A 19,498-nucleotide genomic window follows, 5' to 3' on the forward strand; every position below is an offset into this window, starting at 1 on the left:
CCTCAGGGGTGGTAGCCGGTGCCGTACAGCAGCACGCCGGCGACGACGGACGAGACGGGGATGGCGGCAGCCCATGCGGCAGGCCACGCCCAGCTGCGGGTGCGCCGATACAGGGCGATAGCGCAGGCGCCGAGCCCGTACAGAACCCAGGCGGACGGGCTTACCCAGTGGCCGGCCGCGTACCAGGCGGTGGTGTCCGTGGCCCAGTCGACGATGCCGAGTCGCCAGCCCGCGCCGGCGGCGGCGGCGTGCAGGGCCAGCCAGCGGATGCGGTACGGGACGGCTGCGTACGCGTCGACGAGGGCGAGTCTCGGGGCGGGCTCGTCGACGAGTGCGCGTGCCGCGCCCGTGGCCGCAGCTGCGGGGCGGCGGCTGTGCACGGCGGGTCGAGTGCGCAGCCGGGTGCGGGAGATGCGGCGGCGCGTGGATGCGCCCTCGTCGGTGTCGTCGTCCGTGTCCGTCTCCGCGTCGTCCTCGCCGTCGAGGGCCGGTTCTTCGGAGTCGTCGTCGGTGGGCGGCTCGGTGTCGTCCTCGTCTGTGTCCTTGGTGAGGTCGACGTGACGGCCGGTCCACCACGGCTGGATACGCCGACGGTCCGGCCTGCGGTCGCCCGGCTGCGGCTGCGCATCCGGGCTGCGGTCGTCCGGCCGGGTGTCGTGGGTGTCGGATGCGCCGGCCTTGTACAGCGCATCCCACCAGGTGCCACCGGGGGCGGCTGCGCGGTCCGGCTGCGGCTGCATGGGTACGTGCGGCTGCGCAATTGCGGCTGCGGCGTTGACCGCATGCGGCTGCGCAGCCGCAGTTTCGGGCCCGTCAATGAGCGCGATCAGCCGGGCCTTCACGGCGAGCTCGTGGTCGTCGGGCGGGGTGGTCATGTCACGCCTCCTTCGCGGGTGAGTGCGCATCCGCATCCGCGTCTGCGACGGCTGCGGCGAGCGTGTCGGGGAGCATCGCCTGAATGCGCTGAGCGCGACGCTGGCCGATGCCCAGCTCGTTCTGCAGCAGTCGGAGAGGGGCCTTGCGGCCGTCCTCGCGCAGGGACTGCGCGTTCAGCTCGCGGGCTTGGTCGAGGAGCTGCGCATCCGCATCCGGGATGCGCAGTTTCACCACGTCGCGGCTGTGCGTGGCGTGAGTTGCAGCAGGACGTCGACGCGGGCGGTCGGCGGGTGGGGCCTTCGGCGCAGCCGGTTGCGCAGTCGGCTGGGCAGCTTTACCGAGTGCGGGTGCGCACATCTCGGGGTGCGGGGGCAGCATCGGCGAGAGGTCGAGGATCAGCGCATCCGGCTGCGCAGCCCCCTCGACAGGCCGCGTAGCCGCGGTTGCGCACTCGGCCGCATCCGGCTGCGCAATCGCGAGTGCGGATGCGGCGACGGCATCGAAGTCCCCTGCCGCATCCGCACCCGGCTGGGGCCGCGACTGTGGCTGCACGGCCGTGACGCCTCCGTCCCGTGCCGGGTCGTATCCGCCGACGTGGCCGGCGGCCGGGGAGCCCTCGGCTGGAGCGAGGGAACGCCCGTACCGGGTGAGCCGGTACGCGATGACGACCTCGACGGGCGCCTTCGAACGCCACCGCCACCCGTAGCGCTTCCGCAGCCGCACCCGCTCGACGAGCCGCGACTGTTCGAGAGCGATCACCTCGTCGTACGAGCGCAGCTCCCACAGCTTCATGCGCCGCCACAGGAAGAACGTCCGCACGGGTGCGAGCAGCCACCGCGACAGCCGTACCGACTCCATATGCCGGTCGGCGCTGATGTCCGCGGCCATGCCGACCGCGTGCCGTGCCGCCTCAACGACGGCGACGAACAGCACGGGGATCACGGCGTGCATGCCGACGCCGATCGGGTCGGGCCACGCGGCTGCGCCGTTGAAGGCGATGGTGGCCGCGGTGAGCAGCCAGGCGATGTGGCGCAGCAGCGGCAGGGGCATGCGCAGCCACGTGAGCAGCAGGTCGAGGGCGAGCAGCACGAGGATGCCCGCGTCGAGGCCGATCGGGAAGAGCATCGCGAACTGGCCGAAGTGCTTCGCTTCAGCGAGGCCGCGGACCGCGGCGTACGAGCCGATGAACCCGATCACGGCGATCACGCAGGCGCCGGCCGCAACGCCAGCGATGAGCCTGCGCTGTAACGGGGTCAGCTGGTCTGTGTTCACGGTGCTCCTCCGGAGCGGTCAGCGGCTACGCCAGGCGTAGATGGCGATTGCGGTGCAGGCGAGGCCGGGCAGCGGCAGGTTGTTGGCGAGGGCGAGGACGGCGAGCGCCGTGAACCCGTACCGGGCGAGCGGGCTGTCGAGGCCGAGCGGGGTGCTGCGATGACGGCGGCGGGTCACGGCAGGCTCCTCAGCGGGCGGGCAGCGGGAGCTGCAGGGTGGTCTCGGTGTCCGGGGCAGGCAGCGTCACGAGCGGGATCCGCATGGTGTCGTCGTCCGGGAGCGCCACCCGTTCGGTGGCCTCGTCGGCGGAGGCGTTGTCGAGGGTGACTTCGGCGCCGTTCTGGCGGGTGCCCCAGCCGGTGCGGGCGCAGGTGGCCATGCCGTACCAGCGCATGGCCCGGAGTACGGTCCAGGCGCCGAGGACGGCGGCCGGCATGAGCAGCCACGTGATCGCCCGCTGGCGGATGCGTTCGTCGCTGCGGATGACGCCGAGGTAGCGGAGGGCCTGGGCCCAGCCGATCAGGAACGGCACGACGAGGAATGAGGCCGGCGGGGTGGTGCCGTAGCGGACGGGTTCGACGATCAGGAGCCAGCCCAGGACCGTGGTGGACAGGGCGACCTGGAACCAGCGGAGCAGCTGCGCCCAGTACGCCCACCCCGTGACTGGGAGGTAGCGCATCCGCCACAGGGAGCGGATCGTCGAGCCGCGCATCCATCGCATGTACATGCGGGCAAAGTGGCTGGACTTCTCGGGCAGGGCGGTGAACACCACAGCGCTGGGCTGCTGCACGGCGCGGCCGCGGAGCAGTGCGTACAGGGTGAGCAAGCTGTCGTCGGAGAACATGACGGGCCGGCCGAGGAACGTCTCACCCAGGTAGGAGTCCAGGTTGTCCCGGACTACGGGGGCCCGGTACGCGGCGAGCGGTCCGCTGTTGACGAGGACGGCGCCCATGGCGGAGAGGGCGGACCGGTCGGTGAGTTGGCCGGTCACGAACCACAGGTCGGTGATCCGGGTGAGGAGGTTCGCCCGGTGGTTGGTCGCGAGGACGATCCCGGCCACCGACTGCACGCGGGCCTTCGCGAAGGGGAGCAGGATCTCCTCGAGCGCGTTCGGAGCCAGGCAGGAGTCGGAGTCGACCGTCACGTACACGTCCGCTTCCGGGGACTTGCGGACGCCGGCGGCCTGGCCGTGCCGCTTGCCCCCGTTGGGGGTCCGTTGCCACGTGGTCGCGATCCCGGCCGCCTTCGCGGCCTGCATCCACCAGGTGCGCACCTGGGCGTAGTCGCCGCTTGTGGAGCCGTCGTCGACGACGTGCACGCTGTCGGGTCGGCGGGTCTGGGCGAGCATCGACTCCAGGCCGAGCCGCAGGTAGCCGTCGTCTTCGTTGTAGACGGGCAGGAGCACGGCGACGTGGAGGGCGTCGAGTTGGCGGCGGGCGCGGGGCGAGGGGCGGCGGATCCGCTCGCAGTGGTACATGATCGTCTGGGAGAGCAGCAGCAGGAACGTGATCGCCCACACGGCGGCCAGGCGGCTGACGGCCTGGTCGCCGTAGTGCGCGGCCTGCACGCCGTGGTGGGCGGCCCAGACGGCGGCGGCGAGGAAGGTGACCGCGGCGGCGAACACCATGCCGGAACGGTGCAGGCGCGCGTCAAGGGGTCTGGTCACGGCTGCCCCGCGTTCTTGCCGCGGCGGAAGCCGAAGCGGATGCAGACGGCGCCGATGACGATGATGCCGGCGGCGATGGCCAGGAGGTACCAGCCGGTGATGACGGTGGTGCCGATGACGAGGGCTCCGGCGCCGGTGGATGCGAGCTTGCCGTGGTCGGACACGTGGGTTCCTGTTCTGGATCGGTGAGTGGGTGGCCGACCCCGGGCGGGGGTTCGGGGCCGGCCGGTCGGAGACAGTCAGTTGCTGCGGCCGGTCACGAGAGCAGCAGGCCGAGGGCCGCGGCCGCGAGGATGACGAGGAGGAACAGGGCGCCACAGCCGGACTGGGGCTCGTGGTCGAAGGAGGCGCGGTCCTGCAACTCGCGCATGGAGCGGCCGCGCTGGCGGTCCTTGCACTTGCGGCTGGTCTCACCGGGGCGATGCCAGGTCCCGCCGAAGGTGTCGCCCATCAGCGGCCGCCTTCGGGTGCGTTGCCGTTCAGGCGGTCCTCGTTTGACAACTGGCTGCGGCGAGCACGTGCGCGGCTGTAGTCGGCGTCGGCGCGATCGTGGAGTTCGGCGGCCGACGCGTTCTCGTCGTCGGCGGGGGTGTTCCGCGTGCCCTGCGCGATCTCGCGCAGCAGGGTCGCGTATCCGCCGTGCGTGATGACCGGGCCGGTGTTGGGGAGGAGCTTGGCAACCTGCTCGGACACCTCGTTGGCGACCGCGGTCGGCAGCGCGTGGAGCTTCGCGGCGACGGCGACGGTGAACGCGCGACGCAGGCCGACCTCGGTGAGGAGGCGCCGGCGGTTCCCGGTGCGCTCCAGCTCGTCGACGATCACGTCCAGGACCTGGCGGGCGTACGAGGGTTCGGGGAGTGCCGGGGTGTGCTGCGGTAACGGCTGATCGGTACGGTTGGGCATGCCTGCCTCTTTGTCGCGATTGAAGGTGGGCGCCCCTGGCCCATATGGCGTTCCAGCGCCGGGCCAGGGGCTTATTCGTTGGGCAGCGCGGGCTGCTTGCTCCCGACTGTAGGGGTCCCCTACAGTCCATGGCAAGCGGCCCACCGGAGGAAAGGGCCGGGATGAGCGACGAGGAGGTGCGCCGCGTGACGGACGCCTTGAACGCGGTCGAACAGATCGCGGATCGTGAAGAGCGGATCAAAGCTCAGAGCAAGATCATGGCTGAGCAGGCCAACCGAAATAAGGACTGGTCGCAGGACCGCGATGAGCTGATCCGGGAACTGTGGGACAACGGGACAGGTCTGTCATACCGGCAGATCGCGGCGCGCCTTGAGATCAAACCGAGTACGGTCCAGGCGGTGTTTCGCGGTAAAGGGTCCGGCACGACACGACCGAAGGCCGAGAAGAAGCCAGAGGAATAACGATGGATGACCTGGCGGAGTGGCTGCGCGCCCAGCTCGACGAGGACGAGCGGATCGCGCGGGCTACGCACCCCGTGTTCCTGGCGTGGGAGTACGACCACTGCGTACGGGAGATCCGGGACCTCGGCAATGGGAACGAGATCACGTCGGTCATCCTGCCGCGCTACGGCGAGTACATGGCGGAGTGGGATCCGGAGCGTGCGCTGCGCGAGATCGAGGCCAAGCGGCAGTTGGTCGACGACTTCCTCTCGGAGAAGCACGATGTCGTGGAGGACTGCTGGTACACGTGCGCCGCGGCTAGCGAGGAACGCGACGGCGGAGAGACCTGCGACGACGGCCGGCGGGGCGGGCCTTGTGACTGCGGCCGGGACGCGCGAGTGGAACGTCGACTGTGTCTGCTCGCCCTGCCCTACGTGGACCGGCCTGGCTACAAGGAGTCGTGGCCGCCGTAGCCGTACACGCCGATGCCCCCCTTCTCCGTCGAGGCGGGGGCATCGCCGTCTTCCCAGCCCGCACACTCCGGCGTACGGTCGGAATTGCCCCTCGCGGGGCGCACACCTTGGGGGTACAACGGCCCGCCGATTCCAGGGGTAGGGATCGGCGGACCGACTGCTGCCTGGAGAGGCCAGCGTGCTACTCGTCGTCGACCACGCGGAGATGCCGCTGCTTACGCTTCCATTCGCGGAGCCGGGCCGCGATCTCCTCGTCGCTTAGCTGGTCGTTTTCCGGGGTGCGTTCCACGATCGCGATGAGCCGGTGGTCGCCGGCCTCGTGGGTGACGATGCGATGGTCGGGTTCGGACACGGGGCCTCCCTGTGGCGCGTGAAGGGTTCAGGGTGCGTTGCGGCCTGGTGGGGGTCAAGAGGGTGTACTCGAGCTGGATGCCGCGATGTCGCGCTTGCCCAGTGGCGTGGCGGTGGGCTTGGACGGATGGTCTGAGGGCCGTGTCGCCGCGGACAAGAATTCATACAACCGTTCGGCGTGTCATCGGGCGTCCAGGGTTTCACCCCCGGTCTTCCGGGCGTTGCCGCAGGCCGATACGGTTGCAGCATATGGGGGAAGTGCCTTCCTGCCCGTGGGTCTGCTGAGTCGCAGCTGGGGTGCGGCTCGTCTACGTTGGCAGCGACAGGCACTAGAGGGGACACCATGGCGAGCGTGCAGGACGTGGCGGCGTACATACTGGCCAAGGATGGGCCGATGTCCGCGATGAAGCTGCAGAAGCTCTGCTACTTCGCCTACGGCTACCACATGGCGTGGGAGGACCGGCAGCTGTTCCCGGAGCGTTTCGAAGCCTGGGCGAATGGGCCGGTGGTTTACGAACTGTATGACCAGCACCGCGGCCGGTACCAGCTGGATAAGGCTGACATCCAGGGGGATCCGGTCGCGCTGGACGACGGTGAGCGCGAGTCGGTGAACGTGGTGCTGGAGAACTTCCGTACCTACACGGCGCACGAACTGTCCGCGATGACGCATCAGCCTGGCCCGTGGCTGGATGCCCGCAACAGGGCTGGCGTTGCCGACTTGCAGCGCAGCAGCGAGGAGTTGCGGGATGAAGAGATCGCCGACTTCTTCGGCGCCCTGGTAGGCCGCGAGGACTGAGTGGCCAAAGGGGGGAAGAAGCAGAAGCTGCGGGTTCCATCGGCGCCGATCGCCGATGAGAAGCGCACCGGTAACCCGCTGTCGCTGTTACCCGGTGCAGGTTCGTCGGGGGATCGTCTCTGCTGGCGTTTCACGCACGTCGATCACGATGGCCGGTGGGGGTTCGATGGCATGGAGCCGGCGGTGCTGTGTGAAGTGCTGCGGAAGCTGGCCGACTGCGAGTCGATGACGGTGTCCGAGTTGCGTGGTTCCTGGCGTCTGTTCAAGGAATACGACCTGCCGGGCGGTCTCTGCAAGGAGGCTCTGGATCGTCTGACGGTTATGCGTCGCGATGATATGACGGCGATCCAGCGGCTTGAGTTCACGGGTCTCCAGCGCCTCTATGGGTTCCTTGAGGGCAACATCTTCCACGTGGTCTGGTGGGATCCGCGGCACGAGGTGTACCCGTCCAAGCTCAAGAACACGTGACCCCAGCACCACAAGGCGCTGCGCCCCCGCTCGGAGACGATCCGGGCGGGGGCTGCTTCATCACTGGTCGAGCACCTCGCCGACACGCTCGACCACGGCGTGGAGGTGCTTGGTGCCGATTTCCATCTCGGACGCCATCAGGTCGAACGACGCCTGATCGCTGCTGACGGCGCCGAGCGTGCAGGCGGTGGCCGAGTTGCCGAGGTGCTCGAGGGCGAGGCTCCAGCGCTTGTTCGTGGCCTTGTCGGGGAGCGGGTCGCCTTCTTGGGCGGTTTCGATGTCGGCGGTGAGAGTGGAGCAGCTGTCGCGGAGGCCGTCGAGGTCGGCGGGGTGGGATGCCTCATCGACGGCTTTGAGGTCGGCGGAGAGTGTGGTGAGGGTGTCGAGGCCGCCGTCATCTCTCCAGTCGGCGAACTCTTGAGCGATGTCCTTGCTGGCGCTGGGGGTCGGGCCTGGCGCGCTACTGCTGGCGGCCGGTGCGGCCTTGTCGTCGCTCTTGTTGCTGGAGATCGCGAGGCCTACGCCGGCGATGACGAGGATGGCGGCTACGGCCGATCCGATGGTGATCGCGCGGGTGGGGCGCTTCTTCGTCGGTGGCTCGTCTTCGAGCGTGGGCGCGGGTGTGGTGTCGTCGCTCATGGTCCCCCCTGAGGTGTTGCGGTCGAAGCATGAATCATGGTCTGCGGTAAGGCAGTTGTGGAGGCCTTGTGTCGAAACTGTGTCCGGAAGTCAGGGCTTCGGTGATCCGCTCCCGCAACCCGCCCTGTCGCTGACGCCGGACGCGGGGTTGATCGGTTCGCCGTAGCCCTGGCAGTGGACGGGGTTCATGCCGGGCTGCGGCTCCCACGAGTGCGCGGCGTGCGACTGCCGCAGGTAGGCGAGGTTGCACTTGAGGAGCGCCTGGTGGCGGTCGAGGCGGTCGCAGCAGACGTCGAAGTCGCCGTGGCAGTCCGACTCGACCTCGCCGCCGGCCGGGCAGTAGTAGAGGCGCGCGCCGGGCTTGCACACGTGCTCGTCCACGTCGACGGGCTCGGTCGCTTGGGTCGCTGCCGGGCTGTCGCCGAGGGGGAGCAGTCCCGAGTCGTGGAGTGCGCCCAGGGCTCTGCGCGCGGCAGCGTCCGGATAGGCCGGTGCGATGTCCGGGTCGGGGATGAAGGCGGCGGAGCGGCCCCGGGAGACCCACATGGTGACCTTGACGAGCGCCTCCCAGGCGGAGACGGGGATGCTGCGCACGACGATGCCGGGCTCGCCGTCGAACTCGGTCTCGACGCGAGTGATGCCGACGGTGGGCTCGGGTGGGGTGTCGGTCGACAGGGCGCAGCGGCCGAGCTTGTAGGTGTGCTGTTCGGAGCAGTCGCGGGCGCAGCCAGCCGTGTGCCAGTCAGCCATGCTCAGCTCTCCTTCGGGTGGCGGTAGTTGACGGCGAAGCCGGGCAGGCCGAGGCCGAAGTCCGGGTCTGCCGATGCCGGCCGTAGGGGGGCGCGGAGTTCGGTTTCGTCGATGCTGCACATCGGCTCGCGGGGTGATGCACCGGCGGGGACTCCGGTCCAGCGGAAGGGTTCGCCGCAGTCGGCGCAGTTGACCTTGATGTCGGCGTTGTAGCCGACGACGGTCGGGTCGTTGTCGCTGGCGGTGATGCGGTTGACGTCGACGGTGGCGTCGAAGTTCTCGTGCGGGCACGGCTTGTCCGGGGCGGCGAGTTGCTGGCCGCGGGGTTGGATGGTGTCGGGGTCGATGGTGATGTTGCTGTGTGTCCAGCGCGGTGAACCGCCGTGGGTGACCTTGTGCCAGCCCGAGCCGTCTTCGTCGTCCAGGTAGAACTTCTCGCCTCCGTACTCGACTTCGACGATGTTGCGGCGGGTGTCGACGAGGTGGCGGGCCCAGTAGGCGGGGAAGCGGTCGTCGTCGGCGACGATGGCGGTGACGCGGCGGGCTTTGCAGGGCTCGCCGTTCCATTCGGTGTTGGCCATGGTCAGTCCTTCTTGGGGCCGGGGCAGGTGAACGGGTGTTGTTCTTTGGACTGCTCGGTGTCGTCGAGGGTGGCGTGGATGGCGGTGAGGCATTCGTTCCAGCCGTTGCGGTATCCCTGCGACAGGTCGCCGTACACGGGGCGCTCGTCGGGCTGCACCTTGCGCACGCGTTCGATGGCGGCCTCGGCGCGCCCCACGCGGCGGCTCAGGATGCGGTGGGTGCGCTGGTACTGCCGCCACACGAAGTCCCGCTCTTCGGCCGGGTCGAACTCCGGCAGCGCTTCCGCGAGCGCGTCGACCAGCTGCCGCACGGCGGCCGGCGGGGTGCGGTCGACGTGCTGCTCGTCGGTCTCTGCGTGGTTGGGCAGGTACCGCATCAGGTGCCGGAGGGCGTCTCGGGCCCGGTCTCGCTGCGCGTACAGCTCGTCGAGTTGTGGATCGGTGATCGTGCTCGCGGTCGGGCGGCTGGTCATGCGGCGGTCCCGTGGTCGTAGTCGGCGCCCTGGCGGTCGGGGCGCGGCTGGGTGCATCGGTGGTCGTGTGCTGCGCCGTTGCTGTGGTGGGCGAGCAGGCAGCACGGGTCCAGCGGTGGCGGGCAGGCGCCGAGCTCCTGGCGTCTGGCCCAGTGGTGTTCGGCGAGGGTGCGCCGGTGTGCCGTGTAGGAGCGGGCGGCGGTCCAGGCGAGGACGGCGGCGGCGTATAGGCCGGGGAGGGCGAGCCAAGGGTTGGCGGTGGCGGAGTAGCAGGCGCTGGCTGCGAGGAGGGGTGTGGCGGCGGTGCAGGCGCGGGCGGTGGTGAGGTGCGGGGTCACTGCTGCTCACCGCCGTCCGCTGCTGAGCGTGTCGGGCGCTCGGCCCACCACAGCCACAACATCAGCGCGACCACGACGGCGCCGGCCACGGCAAGCGGCCACCATCCGCGTGTTGCGGAGCGGGCGGAGGTGATGGCGCAGGAGGCGCCCCAGAGGAGGGCGAAGGTGCGGCTGGTGATCCAGTGGCGCCAGCGGGCGAGGCCTGCGGCGGCGAAGATGGCGATGCTCGCGGCGAGGCTGATGGTGTTCCAGGGCTCGGTCATCGGGTGCTCCGACGGTTGCGGGAGTGTCGGGTGGCGGCGCGCCAGGCGGCTCGGAGGGCGTAGAGGATGGCGCAGGCGATCGGCCAGGCGAGGATGGCGACCGCTAACGGGCTGTTCACGGGGCCTCCGGGAGGGTTGGTGGCCGGCGGCCGATCCGGGGCTGCTCCTTCAGTGGAGCAGGTTGGTGATCGGTCGCCGGGCGGGTGGCGTTCAGGCTGCTTCGTCGTACTGGTAGGGCTCGGTGTGGGCCCAGGACGGGACGGGGCGTACGCGGCCTGCTGAGGGCTGTTCGGGGGCGCGGGTGGCCTGGGAGGCGCGAGAGACCTTGCGAGCCGCCCACGTAGCCGTCCGGCAGGCCCAGTCGGCGAGGACGGGTGGGTGGCCGAGGATGCCTGCGCTGGTGGTGCAGACGGTGAACACGAAGATGGCGAGGTTGATCACTGAGGCTTCCGGGTGCGGCGAGTCTGGCGGATGGTGTGGGCGAGGTGGGTAAGGCCGGAGGCGAGGAAGCAGAGGCAGCCGAGGAACCAGCAGGCGACGCCGACGAGGACGAGTCCGGGATCGGGCATCAGTGGGGCTCCCCGGGCTGCTGCTCGGTGGTGAACTCGATGACGATGCGGTCGTCTCGGGTGTGGAACCGCAGTGCGTCGCCGGGGATGGAGGCGTCTTCGGCGAGCTGGTGGGCCTGCCGGTATGTGGCGGCGGCCGCACCCCACGCCTTGGACACTTCTTCGCCGGCCGCGCCCCAGGGTTCGCTGGCGGGGATGATCCAGCGGCGGACGGTGCGGGTGACGGTCTCGGTCGTGTAGTCAGCCATGATCACGACTCCTTTGACGAGTACAGGCGCGCGGCCTCGTCCCAGGACATCCACACCCAGTGGTCGTAGTTGCCGGTGGGCCAGCCGATGGTGCGGCCGATGGTTTCCCAGATGCCGGCCTCGGCGTGCAGACGCTGGTCCAGGCTTTCCATCCATCCGGCGCACCAGCGTTCCTCGCTGACGCCGGACATCGCTTCGAGGAGCTGCGTTCTGTCGCGCGCGAGGGCTGCCTCGTCGAGCGTGGACGACTCGGGCTGCTGCGCCTCGTCGGCCATGCGGCGCAACTCGTTGGCCCAGTCGCGTACCTGCTTGGCGGCGGAGCGCCGGTAGATCCGCGTTAGGCCTTCCTTGTCGCCCTGCTCCGCATCGGCGGCGAGCCGGTCAGCAACCTCGGCGTAGACGGCGGCCTGATCGGCGGGCGGCTGCTGAACGGTGGCCGGTTTGTCTGCAACGGTCAGTCGGGCGGCCAGCCATCGGGCGGCCTTGCGGTAGTCGTCCTGCCCACGACCATGCCGGGCAACGCGTAGCTGCTGCCAGCTCGGGTGGTCGCCGTCGTGCACGTGGACGTCGGCGGCGCACAGCAGGCGAGCAAGCACTTCGACGTAAGCGGTGGTGTCGGCCATGGTCAACTCCTCGTTGTGGAAGGTTCGGGGGATGGCCGCCCGCTGGATCGGACAGCGGGCGGCTGGCGCCGTGTGGTGGGTCAGGGCTGGTTGGCGAGGCTGGCCGCCCACGCGGTGAGCGCCTCGAAGTCAGGCGGCAGAAGCCCAGCGCGCGGGCTGACGAAGTGCAGCAGCGCCGGGCCGTCGTGGGACGCGGCGACGAACTCCCGGTCGGCGTCGGTGAAGTCGTCGTCGATCCACGCGAACGGCCGCCCGGCCGCCCAGTCGACGACGTGCCGGGTCTTCCAGAACGTGGCGCCGGCCGGGACGTTACGTGCGTCCTCGGGCCATTCGATGACGGGGAGGGAGGGCAGGCCGATGTGCGGGCCGATCCACTCGTTCGCCTCGTGCGCCCAGGTGGTGCACCAGACGAGGTCGAACGGCAGCTCCTGCAGGGCCGGGCCGTGCGCCGGGTTGAGCCACACCCGGAGTGGCTTCTGCCACGGCTGCTCCCAGCCGGTGGGGCGCATCCGGTGGGTCTGGTAGCCCTCCGGGCGGCGTTGCGGTTTGGCGGCGTAGGGGTTGAGCGGGCCGTCCACGTCGATGAGGAGCAGCGGGCGGTTGGTCATGTGGCGCTCCAGAGGGGGAGTTGGTCGGTCAGGGGCAGTTCGTCTTGCCCGGGGCCCGGCTCGGCGGCCGGGCTGGTGGTGCGTGGCCTGCGGCTGGGGCGTCCGTGGATGCGGCGGTGGCAGACGGGTCCGAGTCCGCGGGCGATTGATTCGGGGTCGGTGAGGAGGCGCCCGCACGTGCAGGTGACGGGCTCCTCCTCGCCGGTGGGGTCGGTCACGTGCCGGGCTCCCGGGCCGTGGTGCGCCGTTCGGTCCGTCGCTGTTGCATGTTCAGGGCGTCGGCGACGGTGAACCCGTTGACGGTGACGTGCGGTGCCTGCTGTTTCGCGAGGCGGAGAGCCGTGTCGCGGTCGAAGCGGTGGGCGTCGAGCCAGGCTTGGCCGCGGTCGTACTCCTTGACGCCGAAGTCCCAGGTGCCGTCGGCTCCGAGGCACATGTCCCCGTGGCGGATGACGGCGTATCGGCCGTTGCCGCGGTACTGGACGCGGATGGCGAAGAGATGGCTTTCGAGGTCATCTTCGGGGAGGCAGTTGACCTCGTACTCGGTGGCCCGGGCGACAGGTTCGGGCACGGCGGTCACTGGTCCTCACCGTCCTTGGGTGCGTTCGGGCCGGGGGCGGTGTTGTGGGCGTGCTGGGCTTCGGCGATCGCGCGCCAGCGGGCGCAGGTGTCTTCGACATCAGCCAGGGCGTCTTGGACGTTGGGCACGACCGAGCGGCCGACTGCCACGCCGGAGAGCTCAGCGAGGAACTCTTGGAGGTCCTCGTCGTCCATCAGCTGCGCCCAGGGCAGGGCGGGCGGGTACGAGCGGCGTTCGACGAGGCCCTCGGCGGCGGCGCGTACCGGTGCGACCCACTCGGGCACCGGGAGCGGCTGCTCCCACCGGCCGGCCTGCTCCTCGGCCTTGGTGCACAGGTCGAGGACGGTGTTGATGCAGCGGGAGAGGTAGGCCATCTCCTCGGCGATCGTCGGCTCCTTGCCGACGTACTTCGCGAGCTCGGCGCGCTGGCGGCGGACCTCGACCAGCAGCGTGCGCACGTCCTCGGCGGCGTGCCGGACGAACTCCTCGTCGGCTGCGGCCTGGTCGCCGACGCCGAAGTTGAGGTCGCCGACGCCGCGGAGGTACGGGCCGGCGGTGTTGGCGTAGAAGTGCGGGCCGTACCCGGTGTACCGCTCCCACGGGCCGTCGGTCGCGGCCGTCACACGGGCCTCGATCTCGGCGAGCTGCTCGTCGCTGGCGGACGACTCCAGCTCGGCCAGGCGGCACCAGGGGCAGCCGCGGGCGTCGTCCGGCTTGCGCAGCCAGGTCGGGTGCTCGGGGTTCCCGCACGCGGCGGAGACGCGGCCGTCGAGGTTGCCGAGTTCCAGGGCCCTGTACGCGGCCAGCTCGGCCGCCTGCCGCTTGGCCGCGGTCTCGGCGTAGTCGTCGGCGGTGAAGACGCGCAGGCCCTGGTCGACGGCGGTCTTGCACGGCCAGAGCGTGGACCAGCCGTCGCCCCAGCACACGGCGCACACCCATGCCTTGGGGGTGGACGACTCCATGAACACCGGGTGGTGGAAGCGGGCCGGGAGTGCCCAGACTTCCTCCTCGGTCATGCCGGTGATCAGCTCGTAGCCGGGGGCGTCCGGTGCGGGGAGGAGGGTGGCGCGCTTCGCGCATTCGTCGTGTTCGACCTGCCCGCCGGCTGCGGTTGCGGTCGTGCAGGTGCCGCAGGCTCCCGGGTCGGCGTGGCGGCCGCGCTCGGCAGCGTCGCGGGCCCGCTCCTCAGCCCAGAACGTGTCTTCGGTCTGCTCGGTCATCGTGCGGCCTCCGTGAGGTCGTAGTGGCGGATGACGACCTCGGTGACCGGTGTCAGGTGCCCGTCGGCGGCCAGGGCTTCAAGGTCGGCGGTTGCGGTGCGTTCGCTGACCCAGCCGAACCCGGCCCGCTTTGCGGCGAAGGCCGCACGCTCGGGCTTCCACCGGTTGGGGTAGGCGCGGATGGCGTCGAGCAGGGCGGCGCGGCGGGCGGCAGTGTTGGTGTCGCGGTCGATCCGCGCCTGCTCCCACTGCTCCTCGGTGACCGGGTCGACATGGGTGAGGGCGATGTAGGCGCCGTGCCCGTCGACCCAGACCACGTCGGTGCCGCTGCTGACGGCCTGGGCCTTGGTGCGGGTCCGGGTGATCAGCGTCTCGTCGTTCGCGCCGTCCTCCGGTCGGGCGCCCGGGTAGGCGAGGACCGGCGTGCCAACGGGGTACCGCTCGTTCCAGTGCTCGGCGTTCATGCCGTCACCGCCTTCGAGTGCTTGCAGGGCCAGGGCTCGGCGCGGACGATCTCGCCGAGGTTGGTGATCTCGGAGTGCGTGGCGCAGACGACCGCTTCGGCCACCTCGTCGCAGTACGAGTCCGGCGGGATGCTGTACGAGCCGCCTCCGCCCGTGTGGTCGCACTCCAGCTCCAGGCAGAGCGCGTCACCGGCGACGATCTCCATCGGCCGGCATGCGGGCTCGGGTGCGGTCGGAGCGCAAGCCAGGCACTCGCGGCGGACGTCAGGCAGGGGCAGTCCGTTGACCGCGCGGGCCATCTCGGCGTCGGTGACGTCGCCGAGCCGCTGGCCGCAGCCGTTGCATGCCCGCTTCATCTTGATCGTGGTCGAGCCGTCCGCGTTGACGCGGTCCGGGGTCCAGGGCCGCGTCACGCCGACACCTCCCCGGCCTCGGCGGGCGGCTGCACGCCGTCGTACTCGTGGTTCCAGTGGTTGATGTTCCGGACACCGACGAACGTCCAGTCAGCGGTGTCGGTGTGCCAGCCGAGTGCGACGCGCTCGCCGCCGTCGGGGTGGGTGGTGACGGCGACGCAGTCGAAGGTACTTCCGTCGCGGTGGGTGTAGCTGTGACCGGGCTGGAAGAAGTCCGCAGCGGCCTCGCCGTTGGTGGCGCTGGCCTCCCAGGCAACGTGCGCGTCCATGACGCGGCTCACCTCGGGCAGGCTGTCCTTGCGGATGGCCACCCGGACCGCGAGGGCCAGCGCGCGGAGCCGCTGCAACTCGCCGGGGTACGCCTCGTCGTCCGGGGTCTGGTACTCGGCGATCTCCTCCAGCGCGGTGATCGCGTCGTTCCAGCCGGTGCCGTACCAGACGGGCCCGGTGAGGGCGGTACACGTGACGGGGATCGCGCGGAGCCGGCCGATGGCCTTGGCCAGCACCTCGGCGCGGTAGGCGAGACGGTCCGTGGGTGCCTCGTTGCGGGGGCTGTGCTGCCCGCTGGCGGCCGTTGCGGGTGTGGTCGGGGGCTTGTCGCCTCCGGGGTGGTTCTGGGGCTCTGTAGGCCCGTTGAGCGCTTCTGTGGCCCGTGTGGCTCCGGTGTTGTCCGTTTCAGCGTGGTCATGCATGCGGTTGCTCCGAGGTGGTGCGGATAGGTGGGGTAGCTGACAGATTTGTCAGCAAGGGGTGGTGGCGAGGGGGAAGGCGTGCATGGTGCGGCCGTTGGGGAGGGTGATCTCCCAGGGGCCCCCGAACAGGCCGTAGGCGGTCCAGTCGCAGCCGCGGCCGGTGTACTTGCGGCTGCTTTTCGTCAGGGCGCCGAGGGTGCGGCCGATGCATTCCTGGCCGACGATGTCGGAGGCGATGACGGTCTCGCCGGAGCGGTGCTTGCGGGGGTGTTCGGCGAGGGCCTTGCTGAAGTCCTGGCCGTTGGCGATGTCTCCGCAGGAGGGGCAGACGAAGGCCCACTTGAGCGGGTCGTTTCCGAAGCGCTCGGTGGCTTCGGTGACGAGTTCGGCCTGGGTGAGCTTGCGGTGCTCGGTGGTGGTGGTCATGAGCTGCTCCTACGCGGCATTGGGGTCGGTGGTGTTGGGGTGGTGCGTCAACGGCGGCGTGAACGGCGCTGCGGAGGATCTGACGGGGACGGCGGGTCCACGGTCAGCGCGCGGTGGATGTCGGGGCCGTGCTGCTCGCTGTAGTGCTGTTCCATCTGCTCGTGGGACTCGTCCGGGTCGGTTGTGCTGACGCGGTGCCCGCAGTCGAAGAAGCAGTGGACCGTGTACGACGGGTCGTCGAACGCGAGCTGCTTCACGGCGTTCCTCCTGGTGTGCGCTACGGCCGTTCAGGCGGCGTCGGTGACGGTGTCGGTGACGAGGCGGAGTGCGGGTCGTCGTTCGTTGGTGGCTCCGACTTCGGTGCAAAGTTCGGCCCAGTGGGCGTCTTGCTCTTCCGCCGTCCAGGGGCCGGGCAGGCGCGACGGACGCTCGGGTTTCGGGGCGGGTGCGGGCCGGGTGGGGATTGCCTCGGCCATGAGGCGCTCGTATGGGGTGGTCATGCGCTCACCTCGCTGAAGAGGTGCAACTGGTCGCCGAGCGGGCGGTTCGCCCAGAGGACTTCGGTGCGCGCCTTGTCGGCCTTGGCGTTGCCAGTCATGGACTGCTGCTCGTACCGGTGCCAGCCGGCGTACAGCTCGTCGTAGAGGGGGCTGTGGTAGCCGGAGAGGACGACCGAGGCATGGCAGTCTGTGAGTGCGGCCGCCAGCTCGCGGTGCTCGGCGTCGGTCTTCATTTCGTGCTGGTAGTTACGGCCCCAGCCGCGTGTTGATCCGAGATAGGGCGGGTCGACGTAGAGCAAGACGCTGGAGTGGCTTCCGTACTTGGCGATGAGGTCGAGCGCGGGGAGGCATTCCAGAGAGACGGCGTGCAGACGTTCCGCGGCCGCGGCCATGCGGTCGACGTAGGCGTCGAGGTATCCGGGCATCGACGTGGCGGATCCGGCCGGGTGGACGTGGTGCCGCCATCCCGTGCGGCGGAGCATCCCGGAGCGTCCCTGGGTGAGGCGGACCCACACGCGGCGGGCGACCTCGAGGTCGTCCTCGGCGTCGAGGGATCCGTAGGCGGCGATCTGCTCTGCGCGGCTGTGGGGGGTGAGCGCGCAGGCGCGGATCAGTTCGTCGGGCCGGTTGCGGAGGACACGCCAGAAGGTCATCAGCTGGCCGTCGAGGTCGTTGACGGTTTCCATCTGGGACGGGCGCTTGGCGAGCAGGACGGAGAGCCCGCCGGCGAACGGCTCGACGTAGTGGTCGTGGTCGGGCAGGAGTCCGACGATCCAGTCGGCGACGCTCTGCTTCGACCCGAAGTACGGGACGGGTGGCTTCATTCCAGGGCTCCGGTCTTGGCGGCCTGTGCGGTCCAGGCGTGGAGTCGTGCGTCGTGGCTGGGGATGGCGATGGGGCGGCCGGTGGGGGTGGTGCAGCGTTGACCGGGCGGGGGGTGGCACCAGGGGCAGCGGTAGCGCTCTCTCATGTCACGTCGCCGGCGGACGGGCTGTCGGGGAGGTCGAGGCAGTCGGTGTCGGGCGGCCGCCATCCGGCGTCGAGTAGGTCGGCGACGATGCGGCGGGCCGCGCATTCCTCGGACGCGTCGGGCCCGTAGGTGGGGAAGGCGTCGGGGTTCTGGGCGCGGCCGGCACGAACGTGGAGGAGAGCCCAGATGCGGGTGGTGATGATGCCCTCCGCGATCTCCACTCCGTCCCGGCCGTATCGGTAGCTGGTGCGGGCGAGTCCGCATTCGACGTTGGCCATGCGGGGGTCGTCGGGCTTCATGCGGTGTGCCTTCCGTGGGCGGTGGTGGCGAACAGGTCGAGCTGTTCGGTCTCCTGGGGTGCTGCGCTGGGCCGCGGTACGGGCTGGTGGCAGTGGCAGTTGCAGCGGGTGCGGCATGCGCGGTCGGCGAGGTAGACGTCGGCGTCGCTGCTGAGGCCGAAGGCGCCCTCGCAGGGGAAGGGGCCGAAGCCACGGCCGATGACGGTTTCTTCCTCGTAGCCGCCCCAGGCGATCCACTGCTCATGGCCGCACTCGTCGTGCTGGCCGTGCTCGCACGCGTTGGATACGCCCTGGCACGGGCATTCGGCGTAGGCGGGCGGGATCTCGCGGGGCGCTAGGACGTGTTCCCGGACCCACGCAGCCTGTTCGGGTGTCATGCGCTGTGCCTTTCGTGGTCGGCGAGGAGGGGTTCGCAGCGGGTGTGCACGGTGCGGTCGGGGCGGCGGGGGTCGGGCATGATCCGCCGGTGGCAGACCGGGCACTGGTGCCAGGTGGTGTGGTCGTTGGGGTCTGGTTCGTGGGATTCGGCTTGATCACCGGAGCGCCCAACCACCTGAGGTTTGAAAGAGACCTCAGCCCCGTCATGGGAAGACCCTGGGAACCCCCCTGGGTTGTTCGGGTCGCGGTGACCCGAACCGTTCGGGTCGCGGTGACCCGAACTCATACGGGTCGCGGTGACCCGAACTTCCTCGGCCGTACCGTCGGTAAGTTCGGGTCGCGGTGACCCGTTCTGGTTCGGGTCGCGGTCACCCGAACTTTCGGTGTCCTCGGACCACACCGCGGGCCGCTTCCCTGGCTTCCGCGCGGTCGACTTCAGGTAGTCCTCAGCGGCCTGCCAGTCCGGGAACGGGTGCGGGACGATCACGTACCGGGTCGCTGCGCCGCGCTTCCGCTCGCCGAGCACCCGCACGACGCCGGCCCGGATCGCGGCCTCCAGGTAGCGGCGCGTGTCCTTCTCGTTGGCGCAGGCGGCCTTGGCGATGTCTTGGATGCGAATGGGTTTGCGGTCCGAGGAGAACGCGACCTCTCCGGAGGCACTGGCCAGGTTCCGCAACTGGCACAGGAGCAGCGGCAGCCCCGACCGCCGTAGATAGGTGGACATGTGGCGCGTCCACTTCCACGACAGGGCGTTACCGAAGGCATTCGGCACACCGCCGCTTGAGGCGGAGGCCTGCTCCTCAGTGCTCAACTGGTTCTTCTCTCTGGTTCGTACCGATCAGGGCATAACGAAGAAACCCCCAGCTCAGGGCGGTTTGGCGGGCGCCTTACCTGTCGTAGACTCTACCCCAGGGTGTGTAGGCACAAGCAATACATGAGCAGTACGAGCCGCAGTACGGGCAGGTCGCGGGGGGTGTGTAGCGGGTGAACGGTCAGCTACCCTGGCCGCATGACGACGAGGGGAACCCCCGGCCGCATGATCCGCATCGACGACGAGGTGTGGGCGGCGTACGGGCAGCTGTGCGACGAGGAGGGCACCTCGCGCGCCGACGACGTCCGCCGGCACGTCCACGCACGCGTGAATGCCTGGCGCCGCAAGCAGAAGCAGCAGCGCGACGCCAACGCGGCCAAGAACATCGCCGAGTCCTGACACCGCCCC

At 70.1% G+C, this 19,498-nt stretch carries 38 protein-coding genes; 5 read left to right on the forward strand and 33 right to left on the reverse strand.

Annotation, left to right across the window (positions count from 1 at the left end; genetic code table 11):
* Window positions 1-2: 2 nt before the first annotated feature.
* The 7 genes from ACWEK3_RS09265 to ACWEK3_RS09295 form a co-directional block, all read right to left on the reverse strand.
* Window positions 3-875, reverse strand: a complete 873-nt coding sequence (locus ACWEK3_RS09265; protein WP_453249341.1) for a hypothetical protein — start codon at window positions 873-875, stop codon at window positions 3-5.
* Between the two features lies 1 nt (window position 876).
* The gene (locus tag ACWEK3_RS09270; RefSeq protein WP_453249342.1) at window positions 877-2,148 is read right to left on the reverse strand and encodes a DUF2637 domain-containing protein; all 1,272 of its coding nucleotides are present in this window, start codon (window positions 2,146-2,148) and stop codon (window positions 877-879) included.
* 18 nt (window positions 2,149-2,166) lie between these two features.
* Window positions 2,167-2,325, reverse strand: a complete 159-nt coding sequence (locus ACWEK3_RS09275; RefSeq protein ID WP_453249343.1) for a hypothetical protein — start codon at window positions 2,323-2,325, stop codon at window positions 2,167-2,169.
* Between the two features lie 10 nt (window positions 2,326-2,335).
* Window positions 2,336-3,814, reverse strand: a complete 1,479-nt coding sequence (locus ACWEK3_RS09280) for a glycosyltransferase family 2 protein (RefSeq protein WP_453249344.1) — start codon at window positions 3,812-3,814, stop codon at window positions 2,336-2,338.
* Window positions 3,811-3,978: a hypothetical protein gene (locus ACWEK3_RS09285; RefSeq protein WP_453249345.1), complete on the reverse strand. Its 168-nt coding sequence runs from the start codon at window positions 3,976-3,978 to the stop codon at window positions 3,811-3,813. The genes ACWEK3_RS09280 and ACWEK3_RS09285 overlap by 4 nt, the downstream gene beginning before the upstream one ends.
* 92 nt (window positions 3,979-4,070) lie before the next feature.
* Entirely contained in the window at window positions 4,071-4,265 is a 195-nt protein-coding gene (locus tag ACWEK3_RS09290) for a hypothetical protein (protein WP_453249346.1), read from the reverse strand.
* Complete coding sequence (locus ACWEK3_RS09295) at window positions 4,265-4,717, reverse strand: hypothetical protein (RefSeq protein ID WP_453249347.1); 453 nt, start codon at window positions 4,715-4,717, stop codon at window positions 4,265-4,267. Before ACWEK3_RS09295 ends, ACWEK3_RS09290 begins: the two co-directional genes overlap by 1 nt.
* A gap of 161 nt (window positions 4,718-4,878) precedes the next feature.
* Here ACWEK3_RS09295 and ACWEK3_RS09300 point away from each other — a divergent pair, with 161 nt between their 5' ends.
* Together ACWEK3_RS09300 and ACWEK3_RS09305 are read left to right on the forward strand one after the other, a co-directional pair.
* On the forward strand, window positions 4,879-5,178 hold the full coding sequence (locus ACWEK3_RS09300) for a hypothetical protein (RefSeq protein WP_453249348.1): 300 nt from the start codon (window positions 4,879-4,881) through the stop codon (window positions 5,176-5,178).
* A 2-nt stretch (window positions 5,179-5,180) separates the two neighbouring features.
* Entirely contained in the window at window positions 5,181-5,630 is a 450-nt protein-coding gene (locus ACWEK3_RS09305; protein ID WP_453249349.1) for a DUF6221 family protein, read from the forward strand.
* A 181-nt stretch (window positions 5,631-5,811) separates the two neighbouring features.
* Here the strand turns inward: ACWEK3_RS09305 and ACWEK3_RS09310 are convergent, their stop codons facing one another.
* Complete coding sequence (locus tag ACWEK3_RS09310; RefSeq protein WP_453249350.1) at window positions 5,812-5,982, reverse strand: hypothetical protein; 171 nt, start codon at window positions 5,980-5,982, stop codon at window positions 5,812-5,814.
* 342 nt (window positions 5,983-6,324) lie between these two features.
* On the opposite strand from ACWEK3_RS09310, the gene ACWEK3_RS09315 reads away from it, so the two are divergent.
* Both ACWEK3_RS09315 and ACWEK3_RS09320 read left to right on the forward strand, forming a co-directional pair.
* On the forward strand, window positions 6,325-6,777 hold the full coding sequence (locus ACWEK3_RS09315) for a Panacea domain-containing protein (protein ID WP_453249351.1): 453 nt from the start codon (window positions 6,325-6,327) through the stop codon (window positions 6,775-6,777).
* Complete coding sequence (locus ACWEK3_RS09320; RefSeq protein ID WP_453249352.1) at window positions 6,778-7,245, forward strand: hypothetical protein; 468 nt, start codon at window positions 6,778-6,780, stop codon at window positions 7,243-7,245.
* Between the two features lie 60 nt (window positions 7,246-7,305).
* Here the strand turns inward: ACWEK3_RS09320 and ACWEK3_RS09325 are convergent, their stop codons facing one another.
* The 25 genes from ACWEK3_RS09325 to ACWEK3_RS09445 form a co-directional block, all read right to left on the reverse strand.
* Window positions 7,306-7,884 (reverse strand): hypothetical protein, encoded by a 579-nt coding sequence (locus tag ACWEK3_RS09325; protein WP_453249353.1) that lies wholly within the window; start codon window positions 7,882-7,884, stop codon window positions 7,306-7,308.
* Between the two features lie 90 nt (window positions 7,885-7,974).
* Window positions 7,975-8,634, reverse strand: coding sequence for a hypothetical protein (locus ACWEK3_RS09330; protein WP_453249354.1), 660 nt, complete (start codon window positions 8,632-8,634; stop codon window positions 7,975-7,977).
* A gap of 2 nt (window positions 8,635-8,636) precedes the next feature.
* A complete protein-coding gene (locus tag ACWEK3_RS09335) occupies window positions 8,637-9,215 on the reverse strand; it encodes a hypothetical protein (RefSeq protein WP_453249355.1) in 579 nt (192 codons plus the stop codon).
* A 2-nt stretch (window positions 9,216-9,217) separates the two neighbouring features.
* Window positions 9,218-9,688, reverse strand: a complete 471-nt coding sequence (locus ACWEK3_RS09340) for a hypothetical protein (RefSeq protein WP_453249356.1) — start codon at window positions 9,686-9,688, stop codon at window positions 9,218-9,220.
* Window positions 9,685-10,026 (reverse strand): hypothetical protein, encoded by a 342-nt coding sequence (locus ACWEK3_RS09345; RefSeq protein ID WP_453249357.1) that lies wholly within the window; start codon window positions 10,024-10,026, stop codon window positions 9,685-9,687. Before ACWEK3_RS09345 ends, ACWEK3_RS09340 begins: the two co-directional genes overlap by 4 nt.
* Window positions 10,023-10,289: a hypothetical protein gene (locus ACWEK3_RS09350; RefSeq protein ID WP_453249358.1), complete on the reverse strand. Its 267-nt coding sequence runs from the start codon at window positions 10,287-10,289 to the stop codon at window positions 10,023-10,025. Before ACWEK3_RS09350 ends, ACWEK3_RS09345 begins: the two co-directional genes overlap by 4 nt.
* A 210-nt stretch (window positions 10,290-10,499) precedes the next feature.
* Window positions 10,500-10,730 (reverse strand): hypothetical protein, encoded by a 231-nt coding sequence (locus tag ACWEK3_RS09355; RefSeq protein WP_453249359.1) that lies wholly within the window; start codon window positions 10,728-10,730, stop codon window positions 10,500-10,502.
* Complete coding sequence (locus ACWEK3_RS09360) at window positions 10,727-10,858, reverse strand: hypothetical protein (protein WP_453249360.1); 132 nt, start codon at window positions 10,856-10,858, stop codon at window positions 10,727-10,729. Before ACWEK3_RS09360 ends, ACWEK3_RS09355 begins: the two co-directional genes overlap by 4 nt.
* Window positions 10,858-11,106 carry a hypothetical protein gene (locus ACWEK3_RS09365; protein ID WP_453249361.1) on the reverse strand — a complete coding sequence of 83 codons (249 nt, stop codon included), beginning with the start codon at window positions 11,104-11,106 and terminating at the stop codon, window positions 10,858-10,860. Before ACWEK3_RS09365 ends, ACWEK3_RS09360 begins: the two co-directional genes overlap by 1 nt.
* A 2-nt stretch (window positions 11,107-11,108) precedes the next feature.
* Window positions 11,109-11,729 (reverse strand): hypothetical protein, encoded by a 621-nt coding sequence (locus tag ACWEK3_RS09370; RefSeq protein ID WP_453249362.1) that lies wholly within the window; start codon window positions 11,727-11,729, stop codon window positions 11,109-11,111.
* A gap of 80 nt (window positions 11,730-11,809) precedes the next feature.
* Window positions 11,810-12,337, reverse strand: coding sequence for a hypothetical protein (locus ACWEK3_RS09375; protein WP_453249363.1), 528 nt, complete (start codon window positions 12,335-12,337; stop codon window positions 11,810-11,812).
* Window positions 12,334-12,555: a DUF6011 domain-containing protein gene (locus tag ACWEK3_RS09380; RefSeq protein ID WP_453249364.1), complete on the reverse strand. Its 222-nt coding sequence runs from the start codon at window positions 12,553-12,555 to the stop codon at window positions 12,334-12,336. The genes ACWEK3_RS09375 and ACWEK3_RS09380 overlap by 4 nt, the downstream gene beginning before the upstream one ends.
* Complete coding sequence (locus ACWEK3_RS09385; protein ID WP_453249365.1) at window positions 12,552-12,908, reverse strand: hypothetical protein; 357 nt, start codon at window positions 12,906-12,908, stop codon at window positions 12,552-12,554. Before ACWEK3_RS09385 ends, ACWEK3_RS09380 begins: the two co-directional genes overlap by 4 nt.
* A 5-nt stretch (window positions 12,909-12,913) precedes the next feature.
* Window positions 12,914-14,137, reverse strand: a complete 1,224-nt coding sequence (locus ACWEK3_RS09390; RefSeq protein ID WP_453249366.1) for a hypothetical protein — start codon at window positions 14,135-14,137, stop codon at window positions 12,914-12,916.
* Window positions 14,134-14,601: a hypothetical protein gene (locus tag ACWEK3_RS09395; RefSeq protein ID WP_453249367.1), complete on the reverse strand. Its 468-nt coding sequence runs from the start codon at window positions 14,599-14,601 to the stop codon at window positions 14,134-14,136. The genes ACWEK3_RS09390 and ACWEK3_RS09395 overlap by 4 nt, the downstream gene beginning before the upstream one ends.
* On the reverse strand, window positions 14,598-15,014 hold the full coding sequence (locus ACWEK3_RS09400) for a hypothetical protein (protein ID WP_453249368.1): 417 nt from the start codon (window positions 15,012-15,014) through the stop codon (window positions 14,598-14,600). The genes ACWEK3_RS09395 and ACWEK3_RS09400 overlap by 4 nt, the downstream gene beginning before the upstream one ends.
* On the reverse strand, window positions 15,011-15,706 hold the full coding sequence (locus ACWEK3_RS09405) for a hypothetical protein (protein WP_453249369.1): 696 nt from the start codon (window positions 15,704-15,706) through the stop codon (window positions 15,011-15,013). Before ACWEK3_RS09405 ends, ACWEK3_RS09400 begins: the two co-directional genes overlap by 4 nt.
* 48 nt (window positions 15,707-15,754) lie before the next feature.
* Entirely contained in the window at window positions 15,755-16,132 is a 378-nt protein-coding gene (locus ACWEK3_RS09410) for a VVA0879 family protein (RefSeq protein ID WP_453249370.1), read from the reverse strand.
* A gap of 47 nt (window positions 16,133-16,179) precedes the next feature.
* Entirely contained in the window at window positions 16,180-16,389 is a 210-nt protein-coding gene (locus ACWEK3_RS09415) for a hypothetical protein (RefSeq protein WP_453249371.1), read from the reverse strand.
* 30 nt (window positions 16,390-16,419) lie between these two features.
* On the reverse strand, window positions 16,420-16,632 hold the full coding sequence (locus tag ACWEK3_RS09420) for a hypothetical protein (RefSeq protein ID WP_453249372.1): 213 nt from the start codon (window positions 16,630-16,632) through the stop codon (window positions 16,420-16,422).
* The gene (locus tag ACWEK3_RS09425; protein ID WP_453249373.1) at window positions 16,629-17,456 is read right to left on the reverse strand and encodes a DNA adenine methylase; all 828 of its coding nucleotides are present in this window, start codon (window positions 17,454-17,456) and stop codon (window positions 16,629-16,631) included. The genes ACWEK3_RS09420 and ACWEK3_RS09425 overlap by 4 nt, the downstream gene beginning before the upstream one ends.
* Window positions 17,453-17,707, reverse strand: coding sequence for a zinc finger domain-containing protein (locus tag ACWEK3_RS09430; protein ID WP_453249374.1), 255 nt, complete (start codon window positions 17,705-17,707; stop codon window positions 17,453-17,455). The genes ACWEK3_RS09425 and ACWEK3_RS09430 overlap by 4 nt, the downstream gene beginning before the upstream one ends.
* Complete coding sequence (locus ACWEK3_RS09435) at window positions 17,599-17,901, reverse strand: hypothetical protein (RefSeq protein WP_453249461.1); 303 nt, start codon at window positions 17,899-17,901, stop codon at window positions 17,599-17,601. Before ACWEK3_RS09435 ends, ACWEK3_RS09430 begins: the two co-directional genes overlap by 109 nt.
* A complete protein-coding gene (locus ACWEK3_RS09440) occupies window positions 17,898-18,278 on the reverse strand; it encodes a hypothetical protein (protein WP_453249375.1) in 381 nt (126 codons plus the stop codon). The genes ACWEK3_RS09435 and ACWEK3_RS09440 overlap by 4 nt, the downstream gene beginning before the upstream one ends.
* Window positions 18,275-19,090, reverse strand: coding sequence for a hypothetical protein (locus ACWEK3_RS09445; RefSeq protein WP_453249376.1), 816 nt, complete (start codon window positions 19,088-19,090; stop codon window positions 18,275-18,277). The genes ACWEK3_RS09440 and ACWEK3_RS09445 overlap by 4 nt, the downstream gene beginning before the upstream one ends.
* Window positions 19,091-19,288: 198 nt before the next feature.
* Between ACWEK3_RS09445 and ACWEK3_RS09450 the strand changes: the two genes are divergently transcribed.
* Window positions 19,289-19,489: a hypothetical protein gene (locus ACWEK3_RS09450; RefSeq protein ID WP_453249377.1), complete on the forward strand. Its 201-nt coding sequence runs from the start codon at window positions 19,289-19,291 to the stop codon at window positions 19,487-19,489.
* The last annotated feature ends 9 nt before the right edge of the window (window positions 19,490-19,498 follow it).

The organism is Streptomyces sp. NPDC004721, from assembly GCF_053601495.1.